Origin of the sequence: Pannonibacter sp. SL95 (assembly GCF_026672425.1) — a bacterium.
Classification (GTDB): Bacteria; Pseudomonadota; Alphaproteobacteria; order Rhizobiales; family Stappiaceae; genus Pannonibacter.
This window is the reverse complement of the sequence record NZ_JAPPRC010000006.1, coordinates 1302195-1323549: the sequence shown is the minus strand read 5'-3', so window position 1 is coordinate 1323549 and position 21355 is coordinate 1302195. Positions and strand designations below refer to the sequence as shown.

Below are 21355 nucleotides of genomic sequence, written 5' to 3'. Positions count from 1 at the left end.
CTCAGTTGCCCTCGAAGACCGGCTTTTCCTTCTTGACGAAGGCGTGGTAGGCGCGGGCGAAGTCCTGTGTCTGCATGCAGATCGCCTGGGCCTGAGCCTCGGCCTCGATGGCCTGTTCCAGCCCCATGTTCCATTCCTGGTTCAGCTGGGTCTTGGTGATGCCATGGGCAAACACCGGGCCGCTGGCGAGGCGCCGGGCCAGCGCCATGGCCTCGTCTTCCAGCGTCTCGGCGGAATGCAGGGCGTTGAAGAAGCCCCAGCGTTCGCCCTCGGCCGCGCTCATGGTGCGGCCGGTGTAGAGGAGTTCGGCCGCCCGGCCCTGGCCGATGATGCGCGGCAGTACGGCGCAGGCGCCCATGTCGCAGCCGGCAAGGCCAACACGGGTGAAGAGGAACGCGGTCTTGGCCTCGGGCGTGGCCAGCCGCAGGTCGCTGGCCATGGCGACAATCGCCCCCGCCCCGACGCAGACGCCATCAACCGCCGCGATGATCGGCTTGCCGCAGCCGATCATCGCCTTGACCAGATCGCCGGTCATGCGCGTGAAGGCGAGCAGGCCCTTCATGTCCATGTCGACCAGCGGGCCGATGATGTCATGCACGTCGCCGCCGGAGCAGAAGTTGCCGCCGTTGGAGGCAAAGACGACGATGTCGACGTCGGTTGCATAGACCAGCGCGCGGAACGTGTCGCGCAGCTCGGCGTAGCTGTCGAAGGTGAGCGGGTTCTTGCGGTCCGGCCGGTTGAGGCTGACCCGGGCGATCCGGTTCTCCACCTGCCACAGGAAATGCTGCGGCTTCAGGTTGGCGAGTTCGGTCATTGGCTGTCCTTCCCCATCCGCTTCAGGATGTCTTTCAAGATGTCGAAATCGGCGTCGGTCAGGCGGGAGAACAGCATGTCCACCTCCCGCTCGTGGTCGGCCGCAAGCTGTTCGAACTGGGCAAGGCCCGTGTCGGTCAGCGACACATGCACCGTGCGCCGGTCAGCTTCGCTTGGCACGCGGCGCACCAGTCCGTCCTTTTCGAGCCGGTCGACGACGGTGGTTGCGTTGCCATTGGAGACCAGCAGCATGCGCGACAGCTCGCTCATGCTCATCGGCACACGGCGGCGGTAGAGCGCGGCCATGACGTCGAAGCGCGGCAGGGTCGTGTCATGCTCGACGCGCAGGAACTCGCGCAGATGCGCTTCGGCCGCCCGGGTCACCCCGAGCAGCCGGATCCAGGTCTTCAGACGGCGCTTCGACAGGGAGACCTGCGGTTCGCTGACCGGTTCGTTCGGATCGCTCGTCATGCCTCGCCTCCCGAAATCGCCAGAGCTTGGCCGTTGATGCCCTCCGAGCCCGGCCCCGACAGATAAAGCGCCATGGCCGTCACCTCGTCCGGGCGGACCAGACGCCCCTGCGGATTGGTTGCGGTCAGGGCGGCAAGCGCCTCGTCCCGGCTCTTGCCCGTCTTGTCCATGATGTTGGCAATGGAACGCTCGGTCATTTCCGTGTCGAGGAAGCCCGGGCAGATGGCGTTCACCGTCACGGGTTTGCGCGCGACTTCCAGGGCCAGCGCCTTGGTCAGACCGACGACGCCATGCTTGGCCGCCACATAGGGGGCGACATAGGCATAGCCCTTGAGCCCCGCGGTGGAGGCGACCGAAATCAGCCGCCCCCAGCCACGCATCTGGTTCAGGCCGGCCCGGAAGGTGAGGAACACGCCGGTCAGGTTGACCGTCAACATGGCATTCCACTGCTCCAGCGACGTCCGTCCGAGGGGCGCGCTTTCGGCCGCCCCAGCATTGGCGATGACAATGTCGACGGGGCCGGCTGCGTCAAACAGCGCGGCGACGCTTGCTTCATCCGTGACATCGGCCTGGATGGCGCGCACACCCGGATAGAGCGCAGCAACCGCATCAAGCGGTTCCTTGCGCCGCCCGGCGATCACGACCTCGGCCCCCGCCGCGACAAAGCCGCGGGCGAGATCGGCACCGGTTCCGGTGCCGCCTCCGGTGATGAGGACCCTGCGGCCCTGCTGCGCGCCTGCCGTTGTCATGCCCGGATCGTCTCCTGTTGCCGTTCGCGCAGGCGGAAGGCGAGATCGCGGCCGCCCTTATAGGGTGCGGGCCATTCGGACGCCGTGTCCCCCTGCTCGACGGCAGCATGCAGCGTCCAGTAGGGATCGGCCAGATGGGCACGGGCGAGACAGACAAGATCTGCGCGGCCGGCCATCAGGATGCCGTTGACCTGATCCCACTCCGAGATGTTGCCGACGGTCATGGTCGGGATGCCGGCCTCGTTGCGGATGCGATCCGAGAACGGGGTCTGGAACATGCGGCCATAGATCGGCTTCTCGCCCGGATCGGTCTGGCCCGAGGACACGTCGATGATGTCGGCACCGGCAGCGCGGAACATGCGGGCGATTTCCACCGCATCCTCTGGCGTGACGCCATCCTCGCCCATCCAGTCATGGGCGGAGATGCGCACCGACATTGGCTTCTCGTCCGGCCAGACCTTGCGCATGGCGGTGAAGATCTCGAGCGGATAGCGCATGCGGTTCGCGAGCGAGCCGCCATATTCATCAGTGCGGCGGTTGGTGACCGGCGAGATGAAGCTGGCCAGCAGGTAGCCGTGGGCCGCGTGCATTTCGATCATGTCGACGCCGGCGCGGTTTGCCATCTGGGCGGCGGCGACGAACTGGTCGCGCACCATGTCCATGTCGGTCCGGTCCATCGCCTTGGGCACCTGGTTGTGGGCACGATAAGGGATGGCGCTGGCGCTGAGGATCGGCCAGTTGCCGCTGTCCAGCGGCTGGTCAATGCCGTCCCAGGCGAGCTTGGTCGAGCCCTTGCGGCCGGAGTGACCGATCTGGATGCAGAGCTTGGCGCTCGTCTCGGCATGGACGAAGTCCGCCAGACGCTTCCAAGCGGCCTCATGCTCGGGCGCATAGAGGCCCGGGCAGCCCGGGGTGATGCGGCCTTCCGGCGAGACGCAGGTCATCTCGGTGTAGATGAGCCCTGCCCCGCCCTTGGCGCGCTCGGCGTAATGGACGAGATGCCAGTCGGTCGGGCAGCCGTCGACCGCCTTGTACTGCGCCATCGGCGACAGGACGATGCGGTTCTTCAGGGTCATGTTGCGCAGCTTGAACGGCTGGAACATGGGGCGCCGGCCCTTCTGGCCGCCCGCCTGTTCGGCAAACCAGTCCTCGGCCGAGGCGAGCCAGGCAGCATCGCGCAGGCGCAGGTTCTCGTGGCTGATGCGCTGCGAGCGGGTCAGCAGCGAATAGGCGAACTGGGTCGGCGGCATGTCGAGATAGCGCTCGACCTGCTCGAACCACTCCAGCGAGTTGCGCGCCGCAGACTGCAGGCGCAGCACCTCGATCCGGCGCTCGTCCTGATAGCGCTGGAAAGCCGCTTCCAGCGTCGGTTCGGAGTGAAGATAGGTGGCGAGCGCAATGGCGCTGTCGAAGGCAAGGCGCGAGCCGGAGCCGATGGAGAAATGGCCGGTGGCGGCCGCATCGCCCATCAGGACAACGTTTTCGTGATACCACTTGTCACAGATCACGCGCGGGAAGTTCATCCACACGGCCGAGCCGCGCAGATGCGCCGCGTTGGACATGAGCTTGTGGCCGCCGAGGTGATCCGCGAACACCTTCTCGCAGGTCTCGATGGTCTCTTCCTTCGACATGTGCTCGAAGCCGAACTTGTCCCAGGTCTCCTGGGTGCATTCGACGATCACGGTCGCGGTGTCGGCATCGAACTGGTAGGCGTGCACCCACATCCAGCCGTGTTCGGTCTTCTCGAAGATAAAGGTGAAGGCGTCGTCGAACTTCTGGTGCGTGCCGAGCCAGATGAACTTGCACAGACGCACATCGACATCCGGCTTGAACACCTCGGCATATTCGCGGCGCACCAGCGAATTGATGCCGTCGGTGGCCACCACCAGATCATAATCCTTGCGATAGTCTTCTGCCGACTTGAACTCGGTCTCGAACTGCATGGTGATGCCGAGCTCGCGGGCGCGTTCCTGCAGGAGGATCAGCAGCTTCTTGCGCCCGATACCGGCAAAGCCGTGACCACCCGACACGGTGCGCACGCCGTCATGGATGACAGCGATGTCGTCCCAGTAGGCGAAGTTGGAGCGGATCGCCTCGGTGCTCTTGGGATCGTTGAGCGCCATCTTGCCAAGCGCATCATCCGACAGCACGACGCCCCAGCCGAACGTGTCGTTGGCGCGGTTGCGCTCCAGCACGGTGATGTCGTGGCTGGCATCACGCAGCTTCATCGAGATCGCGAAATAGAGGCCAGCAGGCCCACCACCCAAGCACAGGATCTTCATTGCCGCAGTCCCTTCCGTTTGCCTTGTTGAGTAAGAGCCTGCCACCAGCCGGAAATTATTTCAAGCTTGAAATATCGGATTGTGACAACTCGGCGCAGGTGCGGCTCTGGGAGGGCGATCAGGTCTCAGCGGACCTTGGCATCAGCCCGCTGAAGGCAGGGTTCTTCGGCGGTCTTATTCGATCATCCCCCAGAGCGGGCGCGCATGCCGGCGGCGCGGCCCCGACCAGCGCTGCCAGAACGGGTCCCCTTGCCTAAACCGCAAATAATTCAAGCTTGAAGCGACTGGTCTATTTTGCAACAGGGGCGCGGGAAGTGCTGCGGGGAGGATTTTTTGCCCCCCTTCCCCGGTTGCCTGCCGCTCGTGGCTGCGCTACGCAAACGGGCATGAACACGCAGATGATCCTCAAGGGCTGGTGGTGGCGGGACGCATAAGAGCGGCCTTGCGATTTCTCATGTCCTGACGTGATCGAAGTTGACCCAAAGGCCGCCGCGGCAAGACCCGCAGGCGGCCTTCGGTCTGTCTGGGGGCAGGTTCAAGGCCTGGAGCGGCGGCCCAACGTGGAGGAAACCGGAATGCCGGCATCGGCTCAGCAGATCTTCAAGACCGCAGGCGGGGTGACCATCACCCGCAGCTCCCGTCCCTCCGACTATGCTTCCGGCACCTCCGACTGGATCGACCGGCTCGACGCCGAGCGCGGCGCCGTTCTCTCCTCCTCCTATGAATATCCGGGCCGCTACACGCGCTGGGACATGGCGCTCGTCAATCCGCCGCTGGTGCTGGAAGCTGCCGACAGGTCGATCTCGATCCGGGCGCTCAACGCGCGCGGCCGCATCCTGATGCCGATAGTCACCCGCGTGCTCAGGGCGCACGCGGATGTCGCCTCTCTCACGGAAAGCGACGGCCGCATCGATCTCGTCGTCAAGACCCCGGACGGGCCGTTCCGCGAGGAAGACCGCTCGCGCCAGCCCTCCACCTTCTCGGTCGTGCGGGCGCTGAAGGAGCTGTTTGCCTGCGACGATGACCAGCTCGGCCTTTACGGCGCCTTCGGCTACGATCTTGCCTTCCAGTTCGAGCCGATCGAGCTGAAGCTGAAGCGGCCGGACGACCAGCGCGACGTGGTGCTGTTCCTGCCCGACGAGATCCTGATCGTCGACCATCACGCCAAGCGCGCCTATGTGCTGGAGTATGACTTCGAGGTCGACGGCCAGATGACCCGCGGCCTGCCGCGCGACGGCGAGAAGCAGCATTACCAGCCGGCCAACGAGGATCCGGGCCGCGGCGACCATGAGCCGGGCGAGTATGCCAAGATCGTCGACCGGGCGAAGGAGTACTTCAAGCGCGGCGACCTCTTCGAGACGGTACCGGGCCAGACCTTCTACGAGCCCTGCGCAAATCCGCCGTCGGCGGTCTCGCGCCGGCTGCAGCAGATCAATCCGTCGCCCTATTCCTTCTTCTTCAATCTCGGCAACCGGGAATATCTCGTTGGCGCATCACCGGAAATGTATGTCCGCGTCACGGGGGGCCGGCGCGTCGAGACCTGCCCCATCTCCGGCACCATCCGGCGCGGCAAGAACGCCATCGAGGACGAGGCGCAGATCCGCAAGCTCCTGAATTCGGCCAAGGACGAGGCCGAGCTGACCATGTGCTCGGACGTAGACCGCAATGACAAGAGCCGCGTCTGCGTGCCCGGCTCGGTCAAGGTGATCGGCCGCCGCCAGATCGAGATGTACTCCCGCCTCATCCACACCGTTGACCACATCGAGGGCATCCTGCGCGAGGACATGGATGCGCTCGACGCCTTCCTGTCGCATGCCTGGGCCGTCACCGTGACCGGCGCGCCGAAGCGGTGGGCGATGGAGTTCATCGAGGCCAACGAGAAGAGCCCGCGCGCCTGGTATGGCGGGGCCATCGGCGCAGTCCTGTTCAACGGCGACATGAACACCGGCCTGACGCTGCGCACCGTGCGCATCAAGGATGGTGTCGCCCAGATCCGCGCCGGCGCGACGCTGCTTTATGACAGCGTGCCGGAAGAGGAAGAGGCCGAGACCGAGCTGAAGGCCGAAGCCATGCGCGCGGCCGTCCGCGAGGCCGGCCTTGCCGTCAAGGCGGCCGAGACGGTGAAGGCCGCAAAGCCCGGCAAGGGCCTGAAGATCCTGCTCGTCGACCACGAGGACAGTTTCGTCCACACGCTGGCCAACTACTTCCGCCAGACCGGGGCCGATGTCGTCACCTACCGCACACCGGTGGCCGACCACGTCTTCCACGACGTCAATCCGGATCTGGTCGTGCTGTCGCCGGGACCGGGTAGCCCGAAGGACTTCGATTGCGCGGCCACCATCGGCCGGGCACGGGCGCGGGCGCTGCCGATCTTCGGCGTCTGCCTCGGGCTGCAGGCCCTCGCGGAAGGACTTGGCTGTGAACTGGGCCAGCTCGACGTGCCGATGCACGGCAAGCCGTCGCCAATCTCGATCCTCGGCAACTCGCTGCTGTTCGCGGGCCTGAAGTCGCCGGTGATCGTCGGCCGCTACCACTCGCTCTATGCGAAGAAGGACAAGCTACCGAAGGAGTTCCGCATCACGGCGGAAACCGAGGATGGCGTCATCATGGCCATCGAGCACGAGCTGGAGCCGATCGCCGCCGTGCAGTTCCATCCAGAGAGCATCATGTCGCTCGATCAGGATGGCGGGCACAAGATCATCGAGAATGTGGTCACGCGGCTGGTGAAGACGCGCAAGGCCTGATGCCTGAGCCGGGCAGCCCTGTGGCTGCCCGGTTTTATCCGACGCAAAGCGTCAGCCCGTGGTGCCCGCAGCGGGGGTGGCCTTGCACTGCAGCGGTCCCGCCGACGGCAGCGGCGCCCCGGTCATCTCGGCCAGCCGGTCTGCCGGGCGGCCGGTGATGCGGGCCCAGAGCCAGCCGCCGTCACCATCGCCCATGCGCCGGTGGCTGAGATCACGCTCGGCCGGGATGCCGGCTGCCGCGCCGTCGCGGAGGTCAGCCAGGGCAAACTGGAACACATAGTCCGGGGTCATGCCCATGCGCAGGTCCGAGACGACCAGACGCCCGTCACGCTCTTCGGCTTTCAGGAAGCCGCGGCTGAACCAGGCGAGCTTGGCATAGGCATCGCTGCCGGCAACGCAGGCCGCAAGGTCCGGACGGCGGGGATGCGTGTAGACCGGCACCGGGTCCGGGCCGTCGAGCAGCGACAGGTAAACGTTGTGATAGGCCGCGTCCTCCAGGGCGATGACCTTCCACATCACCGTGTTGAAGGGACCGGCAATCGAAAGCACTTGCTCAGGCTCGATCCCCTTCGCGGCAAAGACTTCACGTGCCCGCGCCTCCATCTGCGACTGGATGACGACACCCCAGCCGAGATAGGCCGTGCTGAGCACCAGGGCCACCGCGACGCCCCGGCCAAGCGCCCGGCTCCAGCCGGAGCGGACGAGTGCCCACACGGTGACGGCCAGAAGCGGCAGCGTGTAGAGCGGATCGGCGATGAACACCGAGCCGACGCCGACCGGATCGGGGAAGAGCGGCCAGAACAGACGCGTGCCGTAGATCGTCATGGCGTCCAGCAAGGCATGTGTCGACAGGCACAGGAACACTGTCAGCATGGCCAGGAGCCGTGCCTCGCGCAGCCCCTTGAACAGCCGCACCAGCCCTTCGCCCAGCAACGGAGCGGCCAGCGCATGGACAAACAGCGAATGGGTCCAGCCGCGGTGATAGACGAAACTGTCCACCGGATCGGCAAAGGGGATGAGGACGTCGAGATCCGGCAACGTACCGAGCACACCGCCAATCAACGCCGCCTTGCGCGCACCAACCTTCGGACCAATGACGAGGCCGGAAACGGCGGCGCCGAGAACAAACTGCGAGAGGGAGTCCATAAACCAGCCACTTTGGCCCGTGAGCGGGCTGAGTAAGAAACGCCATTTGATCTGGCATTTGACTTACGGCCTTGCAACCCCTTGGGATCACTGCGGATCCGGATTTCTCTCCTCAGCCCACGAACCCGGAGACATCAAATCAGCTGACACCGGCCTTCTTCAGCACCTTGCGGAAGCGGGCGGTCACCTTGGCGAAGCCGTCGTTGGTGCCGTGGATCTCGTCGATCCAGTCGGAGACGTCCGGCATGGCACCGCGGCAGTCGACCAGCCAGATGTTGGTCTGCTTCGAATCACCAGCGATATCGCCGAGCATGTCGTAGAGCGCATCGACCAGGAACTTGATGATGTTCCGGCGCAGGTCGCGATCCTTGATCTTGCGTGCGTCCAGCGGTTCGCCAAGCCATTCGTTCTTCTTGGCGTGCTTGGGCTTGCGCGGATCATCCGGGCCATCCGGATAGGGAAAGGCATAGTCATAGCCGTGAATGAAGATCGGCAGCTTGGCGAACTCCTTGTACTGCCGGATGTTGCCGATGACATGCCGGTAGGCCTCGTCGAGATAGGCGATCTTCTGGGCCAGTACGGACATGTTGATGTGACCAGCGACGTCCGAAACATTGCCGTTGAAGTTCTTCAGCATGTCATGCAGGACGGCCACACCGGTCTCCGGGTCTTCGCCGATGATGTCGTTGCCGGCAGCGGAAAACAGGAAGCCCTTGGCGTGCTTTCGCTGCGCCCAGAGCGCGGCGAGATACTCGTTGCCATAGTCACCGGTCGGGCCATAGACCATGTTCTGTGCCGTGTCTCCGGCGGCACCGACAGAGTAGATCAGGTAGTCCTTTCCGAGCTGGTCGATGACATCCTTGATCAACAGCGGGAACTGGTGCCAGCTGTCGCCCTCCTCCACCAGCACGGGCAGCTTCTCGCCAGAGTTAAGGCGGTTGCGGAAGGTGACCTGACGGCGCCAGCGCGAGACGTTGTTGCCGATCTGGAGCGCGTTCTCGAGTTCCTCGAGATCCGGCGTCATGGCGACCTTCTTCGGGTCGGGCCGCAACTCGAAGTCGAACCCGCTGCGTCCCTTGCGCACCACTGATACGGCGAGGATCTGCTCGTCGGTGGTGGCCGGGTCGCTCAAGAGGGCCAGATAGTCCGGATAGCTGATCTTCTTTGCCATGCGTTTCCTCCCCGAAACCGATGCCTGCACCTGCCGGCAGCGGCCCCGGCCCCTCCCAAAAATGACGATCGCAGTCTCTTCAGGCTCTGGCCTGCCGCAAGGGAACATCCTAAACTCTGAATTGCAGGATGCGCAACATGCATCGACAGGGGTTTGCGGGAGGAATCATGGGTATTTCGCTGGAACAGCTGGGCGATGACCTCATGGCTGCTGCGGCGCGCCGGGTGCGCGAACGGTTGCCGGATCTGAAGAAGTCAAAGACCTTTGCCAGGCGCGGTCTCATTCCGCCGACGGAGACCTTTGAGCGGATCAGCCGCTATGTCGAGGCAACCAGCCGTGCCATCCTGCCGGAACGCGCATCCGCCAGGGCTGACCTCACGACGGGACAGGAGGCGCTGATCGGGACCAGTGACCTGTTGTCCATCGAGTTTCTCGAGGCCGGTCTGCTGGCGGCCCGCTCGGTGGCAAGGATCGAGATCCAGGGCACCGGCCTGTTCGGCACCGGGTTTCTGGTCGGCAATGGCCTGCTCCTGACCAACCACCATGTCCTGCCAGCCCCGACGCTGGCCGGCGCGACCGTGGTCACCTTTGGCCATGAGGAGCAGAAATTCGGCGCCCCGAGCGTCCCTGCCGACTTTACCCTCGACCCGCCGCGCTTCTGGCTGACGGATTCCGAGCATGACTTCACCCTGGTCGCCCTGTCGGCGCAAAGCGATCTGGGCGTTTCCCTCGACAGCTTCGGCTGGCACCCGCTGCACGAGGAAGGCAAGATCCTTGAAGGCCACCCGGTTGCCATCGTGCAGCACCCGCAAGGCCGGCCGAAGACGATTGCCCTCCACAACAGCTACTTTCTCATCGTCGACAACGCCTCGCTGGAGGACAGGTTCTGCTGGTACTCGGGTGACACGGAGCGTGGCAGCTCCGGCTCGCCTGTGTTCAATCGCGACTGGCAGGTGGTGGCCCTGCATCACAAGGCAGTTCCGCGCACCAATGCGCGCAACGAAATCCTCGACAAGTTCGGCAAGACCATGAGCGAGGCACGTTACAAGGCCAATCCGGATATGGTCGACTATGTCGCCAACGAAGGCGTGCGCGCCTCAAGGCTCAGGCGCTCCATTGTGTCCGCGGCCTTGACCGACCCGGCTCAGGCCGCGCTGCGCGATGGTCTCATCGCCTTGTGGGACAGCCCCAAGGGCCGTTCCCTGCGCGCGCGTTTCCCAGCCCCGTGAAAAGCTCCCCGTGATCAACGTGGCCGCGCCTTAAGCGTCGCCAGCATCAGGCTGGTTTCCGTCGCCGCGACGCCCTCGATCATGCGGATGCGGTTGAGCGCGGCATCAAAGCTCGCAAGATCACCGGTCGCCAGTTCGATCACCAGATCCCATCGCCCGTTGGTCGAATGGATCGTGCGCGCCTCGGGCATGCCCGTGATGCGGCGAATGACGCTGTCCGTGCGTTTTCCCTCGATAGCGAGCAGCATGACCGCGCGGATCGGCAGGTCCTGCGCCTCGTTGCGCAGGACGGCCGTGAAGCCCTGGATCTCTCCACTGGCAATCAACCGGTCCAGCCGGCTGCGAATGGTGGCGCGGGACAGGTCCAGATCCAGCGCCAGATCGGAAATCGACCGGCGGCCATCCTGGCGCAGGGCCGCGATCAGTGCCCGGTCTGTCTCATCCAGCATGACTTGTCCATTTTGCTCGAAGGTACTTTTCAATCTGCGCAAAGATACGCGCATTTTGGGCGCTTCTCCAAGTTCTTTCCGCCGCTTCCGTCAGCCATGCTGGTTGGAAATGTCAGTTGCTGCGGATGGAGGATCCCTTGCATTCAATCGCCCTGCTGGGTGCACCGATCGAGGAAGGCACCGGACGACGGGGCTGCGTGATGGGCCCCGCCGCCTATCGCACGGCGGGTCTCGTTGACGAGCTGGAGGCGCTTGGCCTCATGGTCACCGATCTTGGCGATGCCGCACCGGATGCAGCGCTCGATGTTCCCGATGACGATCCAAAGCTGAAGCATCTGCGCAAGGTGGCCGGCTGGACGCGCAGCCTTGCCCGCCAGGCAGAAGAGCTGGCCATGGGTCCGCAGCTGCCGATCTACATGGGCGGCGATCATGCGCTTGCGCTCGGCACGCTCGCTGGCCACGCTGCCGCAGCCGCGAGACTCGGGCGCCCGCTGTTCGTGCTGTGGCTCGATGCGCACTCGGACTTCAACACCTTCGAAAGCACCGTCAGCGGCAATCTGCATGGCACCCCGCTCGCCTTTGCCTGCGGGTTGCCGGGCTTCGACGTCCTGATGGGCGGGCCGCTGAAGCACACGCTGGATCCGGCCAACCTTTGCCTTCTCGGCCTCAGGTCGGTCGATCCGCCGGAACGGCGCATGATCAAGGAACTCGGCGTGACGGCGCATGACATGCGGGCCATCGACGAGACCGGCATCGCCCGGCTGCTCGGGCCGTTCCTGGAGCGTTGCGCTGCTGCAAACGGCTTGCTGCATGTCAGCCTCGACGTCGATTTCATCGACCCGGATATCGCGCCGGCCGTGGGGACGACAGTGCCCGGCGGCGTCACCTTCCGCGAGGCGCATCTGGTGATGGAGATGCTGCATGACAGCGGCCTCGTCACCTCGCTCGATCTCGTTGAACTCAATCCCTTCCTGGACGACCGGGGCCGCACTGCGCGGCTGATGGTCGACCTGACCGCCAGCCTGTTCGGCCGGCGCATCATGGACCGTCCGACCCGGAGTTTCTGATCATGGCCTATGCCCCCTCGTCCCTCGCCCTGGTGCCCTTCGTCAGCGTTGAAAACATGCTGCGTCTGGTCAACACCATCGGCATTGAAACCTTCCTGACCGAGCTCGCCGGCATCATCGAGGAAGACTTCCGCCGCTGGCCGCTGTTCGACAAGACGCCGCGTGTCGCGTCCCACTCGCGCGAAGGCGTCATCGAACTGATGCCGACATCGGATGACGTCTCCTACGGCTTCAAGTACGTGAACGGCCATCCGAAGAACACGCAGACTGGTCGCCAGACTGTCACTGCCTTTGGCGTGATGGCAGCTGTCGATACCGGCTATCCTGTGCTGATCACCGAGATGACCCTGCTGACGGCATTGCGCACCGCTGCCATGTCTGCTGTCGCTGCCCGGCATCTGGCGCCGAAGACCGCCCGCTCCATGGCCCTGATCGGCAATGGCGCCCAGTCGGAGTTTCAGGCGCTCGCCTTCAAGACCCTGCTCGGCGTCGACCGGCTGCGCCTCTATGACATCGACCGGGCCGCAAGCCTGCGCTGTGCCCGCAACCTGTCTGGCTTCGGTCTGGACGTGACGGTCTGCACCACGCCGGAAGCCGCTGTCGAGGGGGTCGACATCATCACCACGGCGACGGCCGACAAGCAGTTCGCCACGATCCTCACGGACAACATGGTTGCGGCAGGACAGCACATCAACGCCATCGGCGGTGATTGCCCCGGCAAGACCGAGCTGCACCGGGATATCCTGCTGCGGTCGGACATCTTCGTCGAGTACACACCACAGACCCGCATCGAGGGCGAGATCCAGCAGCTGCGCCCGACCCATCCCGTCACCGAACTGTGGCAGGTGATGACCGGCGCGGCAGAGGGCCGGACCTCGGACCGGCAGATCACGCTGTTCGATTCCGTTGGTTTCGCGGTGGAGGACTTCTCTGCCCTGCGCTACGTCAAGTCGCTGATCGGCCGTGTAGCAGCCTACGAGATGCTTGATCTTCTGGCCGATCCGGATGATCCGCGTGACCTGTTCGGCATGGTGCTCCGGGCCCGCACCGAACTGAAGGACCTGGCGTCCTGACCGACTTGGCGGCGGTCCAGGCAAGGGCACGCCCCTTTTTGAGGGCGTACCCAAGTGTTATCCGAACAGGATCGAACCGATCAGGTTGATGTTCAGGCCGATGATCACGATGGCCGTTGCCGCCGCAAGCACGGTGACCCAGCGCGGGGCGACCAGTTCACCCATCTTCGCCCGGCTGGCCGTGAGCCAGACGAGGGGCACCACGGCAAAGGGCAGCTGGAAACTCAGCACAACCTGGCTCAGGATCAGCAGGCGGCCAGCGCCGGAACTTCCCATGTACAGGATGATGAAGAGCGCCGGGCCAATAGCGAGGATGCGCGTCAGCAGCCGCCGGAGCCAGGGCTTCAACCGGATGCGGATGAAGCCCTCCATCACGATCTGTCCAGCGAGCGTGGCCGTTACCGTCGAATTCAGCCCCGAGCAAAGCAGCGCGATCCCAAACAGGACCGGCGCAATCGCCGATCCCAGCAATGGCTGCAGCAGCAGATACGCCTTGTCGATCTCATCGACAGCAGTCTCGCCCGCCTGATTGAAGGTGGAGGCGGCAAGGATCAGGATCGAGGCGTTGATTGCCAAGGCAAATGTCAGCGCAAGACTGGAGTCCCACGTTGCCAGCCGAAGCGCTTCACGGCGATCTGCTAGCGAGCCACCATATGCGCGCGTCTGTACCAGACCTGAATGCAGGTAGAGATTATGCGGCATGACAGTCGCCCCAAGAATACCAAGGGCGAGATAGAGCATGCCGGGATCCTCGATAATCTGCCGCTCTGGCAGAAATCCCTGCAACACAGCCTGCCAGTCGGGATCGGCAAGAACAATCTGGACAGCAAAGCAGACTGAAATGACGATGAGCAGAGCGATGATGACCGCCTCGACCCATCTGAAACCCTTGTTTTGCAGCCAGAGGATCAGGAACACGTCTACCGCGGTTACAGCGACACCGACTTCCAGCGGCAAACCGAAGAGAAGGTTGAGGCCAATGGCTGTTCCGATCACTTCCGCCAGATCTGTTGCTATGACCGCAACTTCCGCAAGGATCCAAAGTGGCAAGGTGGTCCAGCGCGGGTAGGCATCCCGGCAAGCCTGGGCCAGATCGCGTCCAGTCGCGATTGCGAGCCTTGCAGAAAGTGCCTGCAGCAGGACAGCCATGAGGTTGGACACAAGCGCCACGACCAGCAGGGTATAGCCATAACGGGCCCCGCCAGCGATCGACGTCGCCCAGTTGCCGGGATCCATGTAGCCAACGGCAACAAGATATCCCGGGCCGAGAAACGCCAGGAAGCGCCGAAACCGCCCTGCAACCGCCGGAACCGGGATTGACCGGTGGACCTCTGCCATCGACGGTTCGCCACCGTGGCGAAGCCATGCGTCTTGCCGCTCCAACATGCCGGCCCCCTTCTTGCAAATCATTCTCATTATCATTTGCAGAAGCGAGCGAAGATGTCGAGCGCTACATTTCCAATTGTTTCTCGGAAGCCGTAGCAGCCCCGTCTTGCGTCTTGCGCTGCCGGAGCTTCTTCGAGACGGCGGCAATCGCCTTGATCGCCGGGAGCAACTCGGCCCCAAGATCGGTCAGCGCATATTCAACCGAAGGCGGCGAGGTCGGCATGACGGTGCGCTGCACCACGCCCTGCTCTTCAAGCTGTCTGAGACGCTCGGTCAGGACCTTGGCCGAGATCGGGGGAATGTCCACGCGCAACTCGTTGAACCGGCGTGGTCCACCGGCCAGATACCAGATGATGTTGGGAGTCCAGGCACCGCCAAGCAGCGACATGCAGTCACTCAAGGGGCAATTGCCCGGTGGGTGCGGTGTCCGGTTCTTGCGCAGCTTCAGGGCCATCCTGAACCTCCCCTGACAGATGACGATGCACGGGGTTACCGGTTAGTAAGCCCATTCTCACCGTAACCTATCGTACTCAGGTTTACAAAAGTAACTTACGAACCCTAAATACCGCCGGCGGACAGCGTTTCGTCCGCATCCGAACCCCACGGAGTACCAGATGAAGCTTTACTTCTCCCCCGGCGCCTGCTCGCTTGCCACGCATATCGTCCTGCGCGAACTCGGTCTTGGCTTTGACAGCGAACGTGTCGACACCAAGACCAAGGTGACCGAGACGGGTGCCAATTTCTACGACATCAACCCGGACGGCTATGTGCCGGCCCTGCAGCTGGACAACGGCGAAATCGTTACCGAAGGCGCCGCGATCCTGCAGTACCTGGCTGACCAGCATCCGCAGTCGAAGCTGGCCCCGACGCCGGGTTCCTGGGAGCGTACCCAGCTGCACCGCCAGCTGAACTTCATCGCCGCCGAGCTGCACAAGTCCTTCTCGCCGCTGTTCCGTGGCGCTGAAGGCGATGCTCGCACGGCAGCCATCGAAACGCTGGGCGTCAAGTTCAAGCATTTCGAACGCCTGCTGGCCGATGGCCGCCCCTATGTGATGGGCGACACTTTTACGGTGGCGGATGCCTATCTCTTCACCGTGCTGAACTGGACCCGCTTCGTTCAGGTTGACCTGTCGCCGTGGCCGACCCTGGTTGCCTATCTGGAGCGCGTTGGCGCACGCAAGCCGGTGCAGGACGCACTGGTCGCAGAAGGCCTCGTCGCCGCCTGATGCGTCTGAGGCACCGGCTCCCCCCGTCCGGTGCCTCCTCTCCTGCAGATCCCCCGTAACAACAGGTTGCTCAGATGGACAAGACGCTGGAAGACCTGAAAGCGGTCATCCTTTCCTATTTCGACGCCCTCCATCGCAGTGATGCGGAGCTGCTCGGCTCGGTCTTTCACGACAAGGCGCTCTATGCATCGACGACAGGCGGTGACATCCGTTTCTGGTCGATGGAACACTACCTTCCCATCGTGGCGGCAAGGCCAGCCCCGGCGAGCCGCGGGGAGGTCAACAACGGCCGCATCGTCTCGATGACGATTGCAGGTCCCGATGCCGCCACCGCCATCGTCCAGATGACACTGCTCGGCCGGGACTACACGGACATCCTGTCCTTCGTGCGCCAGGACGGGCGCTGGCGGATCGCCGCCAAGGTTTTCGATTCCACCCCCAAGCCCTGACCGGCTTCAGCGCAGAAAGGCAATTGACATGCCCTATGTGAACATCAAGGTGACCCGCGAGGGCGTCACGGCAGCCCAGAAAGCCCAGCTGATCGAAGGCGTCACCACGCTGCTGTCCGACGTGCTTGGCAAGAACCCCAACACCACATTCGTGGTGATCGACGAAGTCGACCTCGACAACTGGGGCATCGGCGGTCTGCCCGTGACCGAATTCCGGCAGCGGCAGGCAAAGACCTGATCAGCCGGCAAGCAAGCCCCCTAGAGCTGGCGTGGCGCTGAAGAGACCGGCGTCGCTCGTCCCCGGAATGGCTGCGCCAGGATCCGGAACCGGGAGCCGTCGAATAAAAAAATGCGGCCGACTGATTGATCGGCCGCATTCCAGGTTCAATGCAAGAAGGCTTTAGTCCCAGCTAAAGCCCTTGTCCTTCATGTAAACGTTGGACACGCCCTTGCACCAATCCAGCTTGAAATCTTCCGACCCATAGTTGTCCCAGCTCACCCGGAAAGGCACAACGCAGTTTCCTTCGTTGCTGTTCCAGTCCATCTGGACTGCTTCGCCCGGGTTGACGCGTGAGTTCAGCCAGTTGTCACTCCACTGGCCGTCCTGGAACGTGTAGAAGCCGTTGATCGAGTATCCCTGTGCCTTGTTATGCAGGCGGAATGCGTAGTCACTGGCAACAGCCGGGCTGCCTGCAATGATCGTCGCAGCAACGGCAAAAATGAACTTTCTCATCATCACTCTTCCTTCCCCATTGCGCTCGGCTTGCGAGCGCCCGGCGAGATCAGGCCTTGCAAAGCGCCTCAGCTGCTCCCCCCGGCACCACCAGCGGCTCATCTACCCTAAAACAGGCGTGATCCTTGTGACGGTGCCGCGCTTGGCAAAGGCTCTTTGCGAGCAGATCACTCCCACAAATCAAAGCTTTGCGGGAAAACATTTTTGGGATGATGTGGCGAAGGTCACAGGGGAGAAGCTGTTCGCGCTTCCTCAAAGGCTCCCTCGACATGGGCGAGCTTGTCGCACTGATACCGGTAGTAGCTGCCGATGAACTCGTGCGAGACCCAAAGCCTTGAAGCCCCAGGACGGCCTGTCCAGCCGATATGTTCGGCCGCCAGAGGATCCGACATCTTGCGGGCAAGATGGGTGCGGGTGATCCGCAGCGGCGCGCAGAGCTGGTCGAAGGTCGTGATCGACGTCAGGACCCTGTCTTCTGCCTGGGCCTCGCTGTCCAGCTCTGTCACGAGCTTGTCCATCGCCAGTCCGCCATCGTTCATCCAGGTGAACAAGGCAAAGACACCTTCGGGACGAACCGTCAGCTTGGAGGCAAGAATGCGTTTGACGATGCGGGGATGCAGGCGGGCGAGATGGTCCGCCTGACCAGCGAGCCAGGCGCTGCGTGCGCCGCCGTCCAGCCCGTCGAGCGTCGCCAGATGAATGGACACCCATGTTCCAAGCAGCTGCCGGGCTGACGGTGACAGGACGATTGGCTTCTTGCGCCGATCCCCGGGCAGCTGCTCTTCGGTGCAAAGGCCGTAGTGCAGCATTTCCTTGATGAAGGAATGCGCGGTGTTCCGGCTTGCGAGCTGATGCTCGCGCACCTTCTCCAGAAACCCGGCGAGCAGGAATGAGCTGCTGCCACTCTCGAACGCCATGGCTGCCGCGAGCTGAGCCAGAAGGTAGCGCTGCAGGGTTGCAAATACAGCCGCTGCCTTTGGCGCACTCTGCTGGACGCCGAGAAAAGCTGAGGCCTGCTGCCGGAGCAGAGGCCTCAGGTCTGGATGATCCGCGATGGACTGGGCTGTCAACATGTGACTGCTGCCGGTCGGTCCTTCCGATCAATCGGGCCGTTTACTCCGGCAGCACGCGGACCGCACCCTTGTCAGCCGACGAGGCGAAGGCCGCGTAGGCCTTCAGCGCCGTGGTGACGTTGCGCTTGCGGAACTCGGCCGGCTTCCAGCCCAGCTTGTCCTGCTCGGCGCGGCGTGTGGCGAGTTCGGCTTCCGGGACCAGCAGGTTGATGGTGCGGTTCGGAATGTCGATCTCGATGGTGTCGCCCTGACGGACGAGACCAATGGCACCGCCCTGAGCCGCCTCCGGTGATGCGTGGCCGATCGAGAGGCCCGAGGTGCCACCCGAGAAGCGGCCGTCGGTGATGAGCGCACAGGCCTTGCCGAGGCCCTTCGACTTCAGGTAGCTGGTCGGATACAGCATTTCCTGCATGCCGGGGCCGCCCTTCGGGCCTTCGTAGCGGATCACCACCACGTCGCCTGCCTTGACCTCATTGCCAAGGATGCCCTTGACGGCAGCGTCCTGGCTTTCGAACACCACGGCCGGACCGGTGAACTTGAGAATGGATTCATCCACGCCCGCCGTCTTCACGATGCAGCCATCCAGCGCGATGTTGCCATAGAGCACGGCAAGACCACCATCCTTGGAGAACGGGTGTTCGACCGAGCGGATCACGCCGCCTTCGCGGTCGGTGTCCAGCTCGTCCCAACGCGAGGACTGGCTGAAGGCAACCTGGGTCGGCACGCCGCCCGGCGCTGCCCTGAAGAACTCGCGCACGCTCTCCGAGTTGGTCCGGGTGATGTCCCAGCGGTCGATGGCGTGTCCCAGCGTCTCGGCATGAACCGTCGGGCAGTCCCGGTTGATCAGGCCGCCGCGATCCAGCTCGCCGAGGATGCGCATGATGCCGCCGGCGCGGTGGACGTCTTCCATGTGCACGTCCTGCTTGGCCGGCGCGACCTTCGACAGGCACGGCACCTTGCGCGACAGACGGTCGATATCGTCCATGGTGAAGTCGACGCCGCCCTCATGGGCAGCTGCCAGGATGTGCAGCACCGTGTTGGTGGAGCCACCCATGGCAATGTCGAGCGCCATGGCGTTTTCGAATGCAGCCTTCGAGGCAATCGTGCGCGGCAGGACGTTTGCGTCATCCTGCTCGTAGTAGCGGCGCGCCAGATCCACGATCAGATGGCCGGCCTCGACGAACAGGCGCTTGCGGTCGGCATGGGTTGCCAGCGTCGAGCCGTTGCCCGGCAGGGACAGGCCCAGCGCCTCGGTGAGGCAGTTCATCGAGTTGGCCGTAAACATGCCCGAGCAGGAGCCGCAGGTCGGGCAAGCCGAGCGCTCGATGACCTTGACGTCCTCATCGGAAATCTTGTCGTCCGCGGCCGCGACCATGGCATCGACCAGATCAAGCGCGACGGTCTTGCCGTGCAGCACCACCTTGCCCGCTTCCATCGGACCACCGGAGACAAAGACCGCCGGGATGTTGAGCCGCATGGCGGCCGAGAGCATGCCCGGGGTGATCTTGTCGCAGTTGGAAATGCAGACCATGGCATCGGCGCAATGGGCGTTGACCATGTACTCGACGCTGTCGGAGATGATCTCGCGCGACGGCAGCGAGTAGAGCATGCCATCGTGGCCCATGGCGATGCCGTCATCGACCGCGATCGTGTTGAATTCTTTGGCGACGCCGCCCGCCTTTTCGATCTCGCGCGCGACGAGCTGGCCGAGATCCTTCAGGTGCACATGCCCGGGCACGAACTGGGTGAAGGAGTTGACCACGGCAATGATCGGCTTGCCGAAATCCTCGTCCTTCATGCCGGTGGCGCGCCAAAGGCCGCGCGCACCCGCCATGTTGCGGCCGTGGGTGGTGGTTCTGGAACGATAGGGGGGCATCTGGAACTCCCTCAGGGTTTTGTCGTCTGCGGGGGCGTCCTCCCGCGGCCGGCGTTGCGGCATGACGTGATATTGAGGGTGTGCCAGCTTTTGCAAAGGGGGAAAAGGGCAGAAAGCAAAAAAAGAGTACGCTGCGGTACGGTTTTGATCGCTCGAAACAGATCGGCCTCGCGGCTGGGGGAAACCGCGAGGCCGTGGCGGCTGGCGCAGAGAGAGGACCGCGCCGGCCGGAAGACGAAGTCAGGCTCAGGCCGCCTGGCCGCCGGCAAGGGCCGGATAGTCGGTGTAGCCCTTGGCACCGCCACCATAGAAGGTGGTGCGGTCCGGCTCGTTGAGCGGTGCGTTTTGCTTCAGGCGCTCGACCAGGTCCGGGTTCGAAATGAACGGACGGCCGAACGCGATCATGTCGGCGCGGCCGCTCTCGACGGCAGCCATGGCGCTGTCACGGTCATAGCCATTGTTGGCGATGTAGACACCGCTGAAGCGCGCGCGCAGGGCGTTGATGTCATGGCCCGGTGCCAGCTCGCGCGCACCACCGGTCTGGCCCTCGACCATGTGCAGATAGGCAAGGCCGTAGCCGTTGAGGATGTCGATGGCGGCACCAAAGGTTTCCATCGGGTTCTCGTCGGAAATGTCGTTGGCGTTGGAGAAGGGGCTGAGGCGGATGCCGACCCGGTCTGCGCCGATGGCACCGACGACCGCGTCCATCACTTCGCGCAGGAAGCGGGTGCGGTTTTCCAGGCTGCCGCCATAAGCATCCGTGCGGGTGTTGGAACCGGTGCGCAGGAACTGGTCGATGAGATAGCCATTGGCCGCGTGGACCTCGACACCGTCAAAGCCGGCAGCAATGGCGTTCTTCGCGGCCTTTGCGTAGTCCGCGACAATGCCCGCGATTTCCGAGGTCTCCAGCGCACGCGGCATCGGGGTGTCGACAAAGGCGGTGCCGTCAAAGGTCTTGGACTTGGCGGCAATGGCAGAGGGGGCGACGGGTGCGACGCCGCCCGGCTGCAGCACGTTGTGCGAGATGCGGCCCACATGCCAGAGCTGGATCACGATCTTGCCGCCCTTGGCGTGAACCGCTTCGGTGACCTTCTTCCAACCTTCGACCTGCGCATCGGAGTAAATGCCCGGCGTCCAGGCATAGCCCTTGCCCTGGGGCGAGATCTGCGAGGCTTCGGTGATCAGCAGACCAGCGCTGGCACGCTGCGCATAGTACTCGGCGTTGAGCGCGTGCGGAATGTCACCTTCCGGCAGTGCCCGGTTGCGGGTCAGCGGCGCCATGGCGATGCGGTTCGCCACATCGATGGCACCGGCCTTGAGCGGGGAAAACAGCTTGCTGTCAGACATCGGCAGTTCCTTCTTGCGTGTTCGATTTCAATCATGTTCTGGACTGTTCAGTCCAATATTATCCACACCCT

Annotated in this window: 20 protein-coding genes; 7 read left to right on the top strand and 13 right to left on the bottom strand. The window is 63.8% G+C overall.

Going from position 1 to position 21355, the window contains the following annotated elements; all coding sequences use genetic code 11:
- Position 1: 1 nt before the first annotated feature.
- From OVA12_RS22980 to OVA12_RS22965, 4 genes are read right to left on the bottom strand one after another with little or no spacing between them, the layout of a single operon-like run.
- Complete coding sequence (locus OVA12_RS22980) at positions 2 to 814, bottom strand: enoyl-CoA hydratase family protein (RefSeq protein WP_268141136.1); 813 nt, start codon at positions 812 to 814, stop codon at positions 2 to 4.
- Complete coding sequence (locus tag OVA12_RS22975; protein WP_268141134.1) at positions 811 to 1284, bottom strand: MarR family winged helix-turn-helix transcriptional regulator; 474 nt, start codon at positions 1282 to 1284, stop codon at positions 811 to 813. Before OVA12_RS22975 ends, OVA12_RS22980 begins: the two co-directional genes overlap by 4 nt.
- Positions 1281 to 2033 carry an SDR family NAD(P)-dependent oxidoreductase gene (locus tag OVA12_RS22970; protein ID WP_268141132.1) on the bottom strand — a complete coding sequence of 251 codons (753 nt, stop codon included), beginning with the start codon at positions 2031 to 2033 and terminating at the stop codon, positions 1281 to 1283. The genes OVA12_RS22975 and OVA12_RS22970 overlap by 4 nt, the downstream gene beginning before the upstream one ends.
- Positions 2030 to 4315 carry a bifunctional salicylyl-CoA 5-hydroxylase/oxidoreductase gene (locus tag OVA12_RS22965; protein WP_268141130.1) on the bottom strand — a complete coding sequence of 762 codons (2286 nt, stop codon included), beginning with the start codon at positions 4313 to 4315 and terminating at the stop codon, positions 2030 to 2032. Before OVA12_RS22965 ends, OVA12_RS22970 begins: the two co-directional genes overlap by 4 nt.
- Positions 4316 to 4890: 575 nt before the next feature.
- Here OVA12_RS22965 and OVA12_RS22960 point away from each other — a divergent pair.
- The gene (locus tag OVA12_RS22960) at positions 4891 to 7059 is read left to right on the top strand and encodes an anthranilate synthase component I (protein WP_268141128.1); all 2169 of its coding nucleotides are present in this window, start codon (positions 4891 to 4893) and stop codon (positions 7057 to 7059) included.
- 51 nt (positions 7060 to 7110) lie between these two features.
- Here OVA12_RS22960 and OVA12_RS22955 read toward each other — a convergent pair whose 3' ends face one another.
- Complete coding sequence (locus OVA12_RS22955) at positions 7111 to 8205, bottom strand: metal-dependent hydrolase (protein WP_268141126.1); 1095 nt, start codon at positions 8203 to 8205, stop codon at positions 7111 to 7113.
- 139 nt (positions 8206 to 8344) lie between these two features.
- The gene (locus OVA12_RS22950) at positions 8345 to 9376 is read right to left on the bottom strand and encodes a hypothetical protein (protein ID WP_268141125.1); all 1032 of its coding nucleotides are present in this window, start codon (positions 9374 to 9376) and stop codon (positions 8345 to 8347) included.
- A 167-nt stretch (positions 9377 to 9543) separates the two neighbouring features.
- On the opposite strand from OVA12_RS22950, the gene OVA12_RS22945 reads away from it, so the two are divergent.
- The gene (locus OVA12_RS22945; RefSeq protein WP_268141123.1) at positions 9544 to 10605 is read left to right on the top strand and encodes a trypsin-like serine peptidase; all 1062 of its coding nucleotides are present in this window, start codon (positions 9544 to 9546) and stop codon (positions 10603 to 10605) included.
- A gap of 14 nt (positions 10606 to 10619) precedes the next feature.
- On the opposite strand, the gene OVA12_RS22940 is transcribed toward OVA12_RS22945, so the two are convergent.
- Positions 10620 to 11054 (bottom strand): Lrp/AsnC family transcriptional regulator, encoded by a 435-nt coding sequence (locus OVA12_RS22940; protein ID WP_106752192.1) that lies wholly within the window; start codon positions 11052 to 11054, stop codon positions 10620 to 10622.
- A gap of 125 nt (positions 11055 to 11179) precedes the next feature.
- Between OVA12_RS22940 and rocF the strand changes: the two genes are divergently transcribed.
- Positions 11180 to 12121: an arginase gene (gene rocF / locus OVA12_RS22935; protein WP_442793931.1), complete on the top strand. Its 942-nt coding sequence runs from the start codon at positions 11180 to 11182 to the stop codon at positions 12119 to 12121.
- Between the two features lie 2 nt (positions 12122 to 12123).
- Positions 12124 to 13194, top strand: a complete 1071-nt coding sequence (locus OVA12_RS22930; protein WP_268141119.1) for an ornithine cyclodeaminase — start codon at positions 12124 to 12126, stop codon at positions 13192 to 13194.
- 57 nt (positions 13195 to 13251) lie between these two features.
- On the opposite strand, the gene OVA12_RS22925 is transcribed toward OVA12_RS22930, so the two are convergent.
- Together OVA12_RS22925 and OVA12_RS22920 are read right to left on the bottom strand one after the other, a co-directional pair.
- Positions 13252 to 14604: an Nramp family divalent metal transporter gene (locus tag OVA12_RS22925; protein ID WP_268141117.1), complete on the bottom strand. Its 1353-nt coding sequence runs from the start codon at positions 14602 to 14604 to the stop codon at positions 13252 to 13254.
- A gap of 40 nt (positions 14605 to 14644) precedes the next feature.
- Complete coding sequence (locus tag OVA12_RS22920; protein WP_268141115.1) at positions 14645 to 15034, bottom strand: winged helix-turn-helix transcriptional regulator; 390 nt, start codon at positions 15032 to 15034, stop codon at positions 14645 to 14647.
- 160 nt (positions 15035 to 15194) lie between these two features.
- On the opposite strand from OVA12_RS22920, the gene gstA reads away from it, so the two are divergent.
- The 3 genes from gstA to OVA12_RS22905 all read left to right on the top strand — a co-directional run bounded on the left by gstA (position 15195) and on the right by OVA12_RS22905 (position 16493).
- Positions 15195 to 15806, top strand: a complete 612-nt coding sequence (gene gstA, locus OVA12_RS22915) for a glutathione transferase GstA (RefSeq protein WP_268141113.1) — start codon at positions 15195 to 15197, stop codon at positions 15804 to 15806.
- 74 nt (positions 15807 to 15880) lie between these two features.
- The gene (locus tag OVA12_RS22910; RefSeq protein ID WP_268141112.1) at positions 15881 to 16255 is read left to right on the top strand and encodes a nuclear transport factor 2 family protein; all 375 of its coding nucleotides are present in this window, start codon (positions 15881 to 15883) and stop codon (positions 16253 to 16255) included.
- Between the two features lie 28 nt (positions 16256 to 16283).
- A complete protein-coding gene (locus OVA12_RS22905) occupies positions 16284 to 16493 on the top strand; it encodes a tautomerase family protein (protein WP_268141110.1) in 210 nt (69 codons plus the stop codon).
- Positions 16494 to 16655: 162 nt separating this feature from the next.
- Here OVA12_RS22905 and OVA12_RS22900 read toward each other — a convergent pair whose 3' ends face one another.
- The 4 genes from OVA12_RS22900 to OVA12_RS22885 form a co-directional block, all read right to left on the bottom strand.
- On the bottom strand, positions 16656 to 16988 hold the full coding sequence (locus OVA12_RS22900; protein WP_268141108.1) for a hypothetical protein: 333 nt from the start codon (positions 16986 to 16988) through the stop codon (positions 16656 to 16658).
- Positions 16989 to 17212: 224 nt separating this feature from the next.
- Positions 17213 to 18061 carry a hypothetical protein gene (locus OVA12_RS22895; protein WP_268141106.1) on the bottom strand — a complete coding sequence of 283 codons (849 nt, stop codon included), beginning with the start codon at positions 18059 to 18061 and terminating at the stop codon, positions 17213 to 17215.
- A 40-nt stretch (positions 18062 to 18101) separates the two neighbouring features.
- Positions 18102 to 19937 carry a dihydroxy-acid dehydratase gene (gene ilvD, locus OVA12_RS22890; protein WP_268141104.1) on the bottom strand — a complete coding sequence of 612 codons (1836 nt, stop codon included), beginning with the start codon at positions 19935 to 19937 and terminating at the stop codon, positions 18102 to 18104.
- 246 nt (positions 19938 to 20183) lie between these two features.
- Positions 20184 to 21284, bottom strand: a complete 1101-nt coding sequence (locus OVA12_RS22885) for an alkene reductase (protein ID WP_268141103.1) — start codon at positions 21282 to 21284, stop codon at positions 20184 to 20186.
- Between the last annotated feature and the right edge of the window lie 71 nt (positions 21285 to 21355).

Excerpts from the sequence above, each read along its gene's own strand:
- ilvD (WP_268141104.1), bottom strand. The coding sequence starts at position 19,937 with ATGCCCCCCTATCGTTCCAGAACCACCACCCACGGCCGCAACATGGCG.
- OVA12_RS22940 (WP_106752192.1), bottom strand. The coding sequence starts at position 11,054 with ATGCTGGATGAGACAGACCGGGCACTGATCGCGGCCCTGCGCCAGGAT.
- OVA12_RS22945 (WP_268141123.1), top strand. The coding sequence starts at position 9,544 with ATGGGTATTTCGCTGGAACAGCTGGGCGATGACCTCATGGCTGCTGCG.
- OVA12_RS22970 (WP_268141132.1), bottom strand. The coding sequence starts at position 2,033 with ATGACAACGGCAGGCGCGCAGCAGGGCCGCAGGGTCCTCATCACCGGA.
- OVA12_RS22920 (WP_268141115.1), bottom strand. The coding sequence starts at position 15,034 with ATGGCCCTGAAGCTGCGCAAGAACCGGACACCGCACCCACCGGGCAAT.
- OVA12_RS22900 (WP_268141108.1), bottom strand. The coding sequence starts at position 16,988 with ATGAGAAAGTTCATTTTTGCCGTTGCTGCGACGATCATTGCAGGCAGC.
- OVA12_RS22955 (WP_268141126.1), bottom strand. The coding sequence starts at position 8,205 with ATGGACTCCCTCTCGCAGTTTGTTCTCGGCGCCGCCGTTTCCGGCCTC.
- OVA12_RS22980 (WP_268141136.1), bottom strand. The coding sequence starts at position 814 with ATGACCGAACTCGCCAACCTGAAGCCGCAGCATTTCCTGTGGCAGGTG.
- OVA12_RS22930 (WP_268141119.1), top strand. The coding sequence starts at position 12,124 with ATGGCCTATGCCCCCTCGTCCCTCGCCCTGGTGCCCTTCGTCAGCGTT.
- rocF (WP_442793931.1), top strand. The coding sequence starts at position 11,180 with ATGGAGGATCCCTTGCATTCAATCGCCCTGCTGGGTGCACCGATCGAG.
- OVA12_RS22975 (WP_268141134.1), bottom strand. The coding sequence starts at position 1,284 with ATGACGAGCGATCCGAACGAACCGGTCAGCGAACCGCAGGTCTCCCTG.
- OVA12_RS22925 (WP_268141117.1), bottom strand. The coding sequence starts at position 14,604 with ATGATTTGCAAGAAGGGGGCCGGCATGTTGGAGCGGCAAGACGCATGG.
- OVA12_RS22905 (WP_268141110.1), top strand. The coding sequence starts at position 16,284 with ATGCCCTATGTGAACATCAAGGTGACCCGCGAGGGCGTCACGGCAGCC.
- OVA12_RS22885 (WP_268141103.1), bottom strand. The coding sequence starts at position 21,284 with ATGTCTGACAGCAAGCTGTTTTCCCCGCTCAAGGCCGGTGCCATCGAT.
- OVA12_RS22910 (WP_268141112.1), top strand. The coding sequence starts at position 15,881 with ATGGACAAGACGCTGGAAGACCTGAAAGCGGTCATCCTTTCCTATTTC.
- OVA12_RS22895 (WP_268141106.1), bottom strand. The coding sequence starts at position 18,061 with ATGTTGACAGCCCAGTCCATCGCGGATCATCCAGACCTGAGGCCTCTG.
- OVA12_RS22965 (WP_268141130.1), bottom strand. The coding sequence starts at position 4,315 with ATGAAGATCCTGTGCTTGGGTGGTGGGCCTGCTGGCCTCTATTTCGCG.
- OVA12_RS22960 (WP_268141128.1), top strand. The coding sequence starts at position 4,891 with ATGCCGGCATCGGCTCAGCAGATCTTCAAGACCGCAGGCGGGGTGACC.
- OVA12_RS22950 (WP_268141125.1), bottom strand. The coding sequence starts at position 9,376 with ATGGCAAAGAAGATCAGCTATCCGGACTATCTGGCCCTCTTGAGCGAC.
- gstA (WP_268141113.1), top strand. The coding sequence starts at position 15,195 with ATGAAGCTTTACTTCTCCCCCGGCGCCTGCTCGCTTGCCACGCATATC.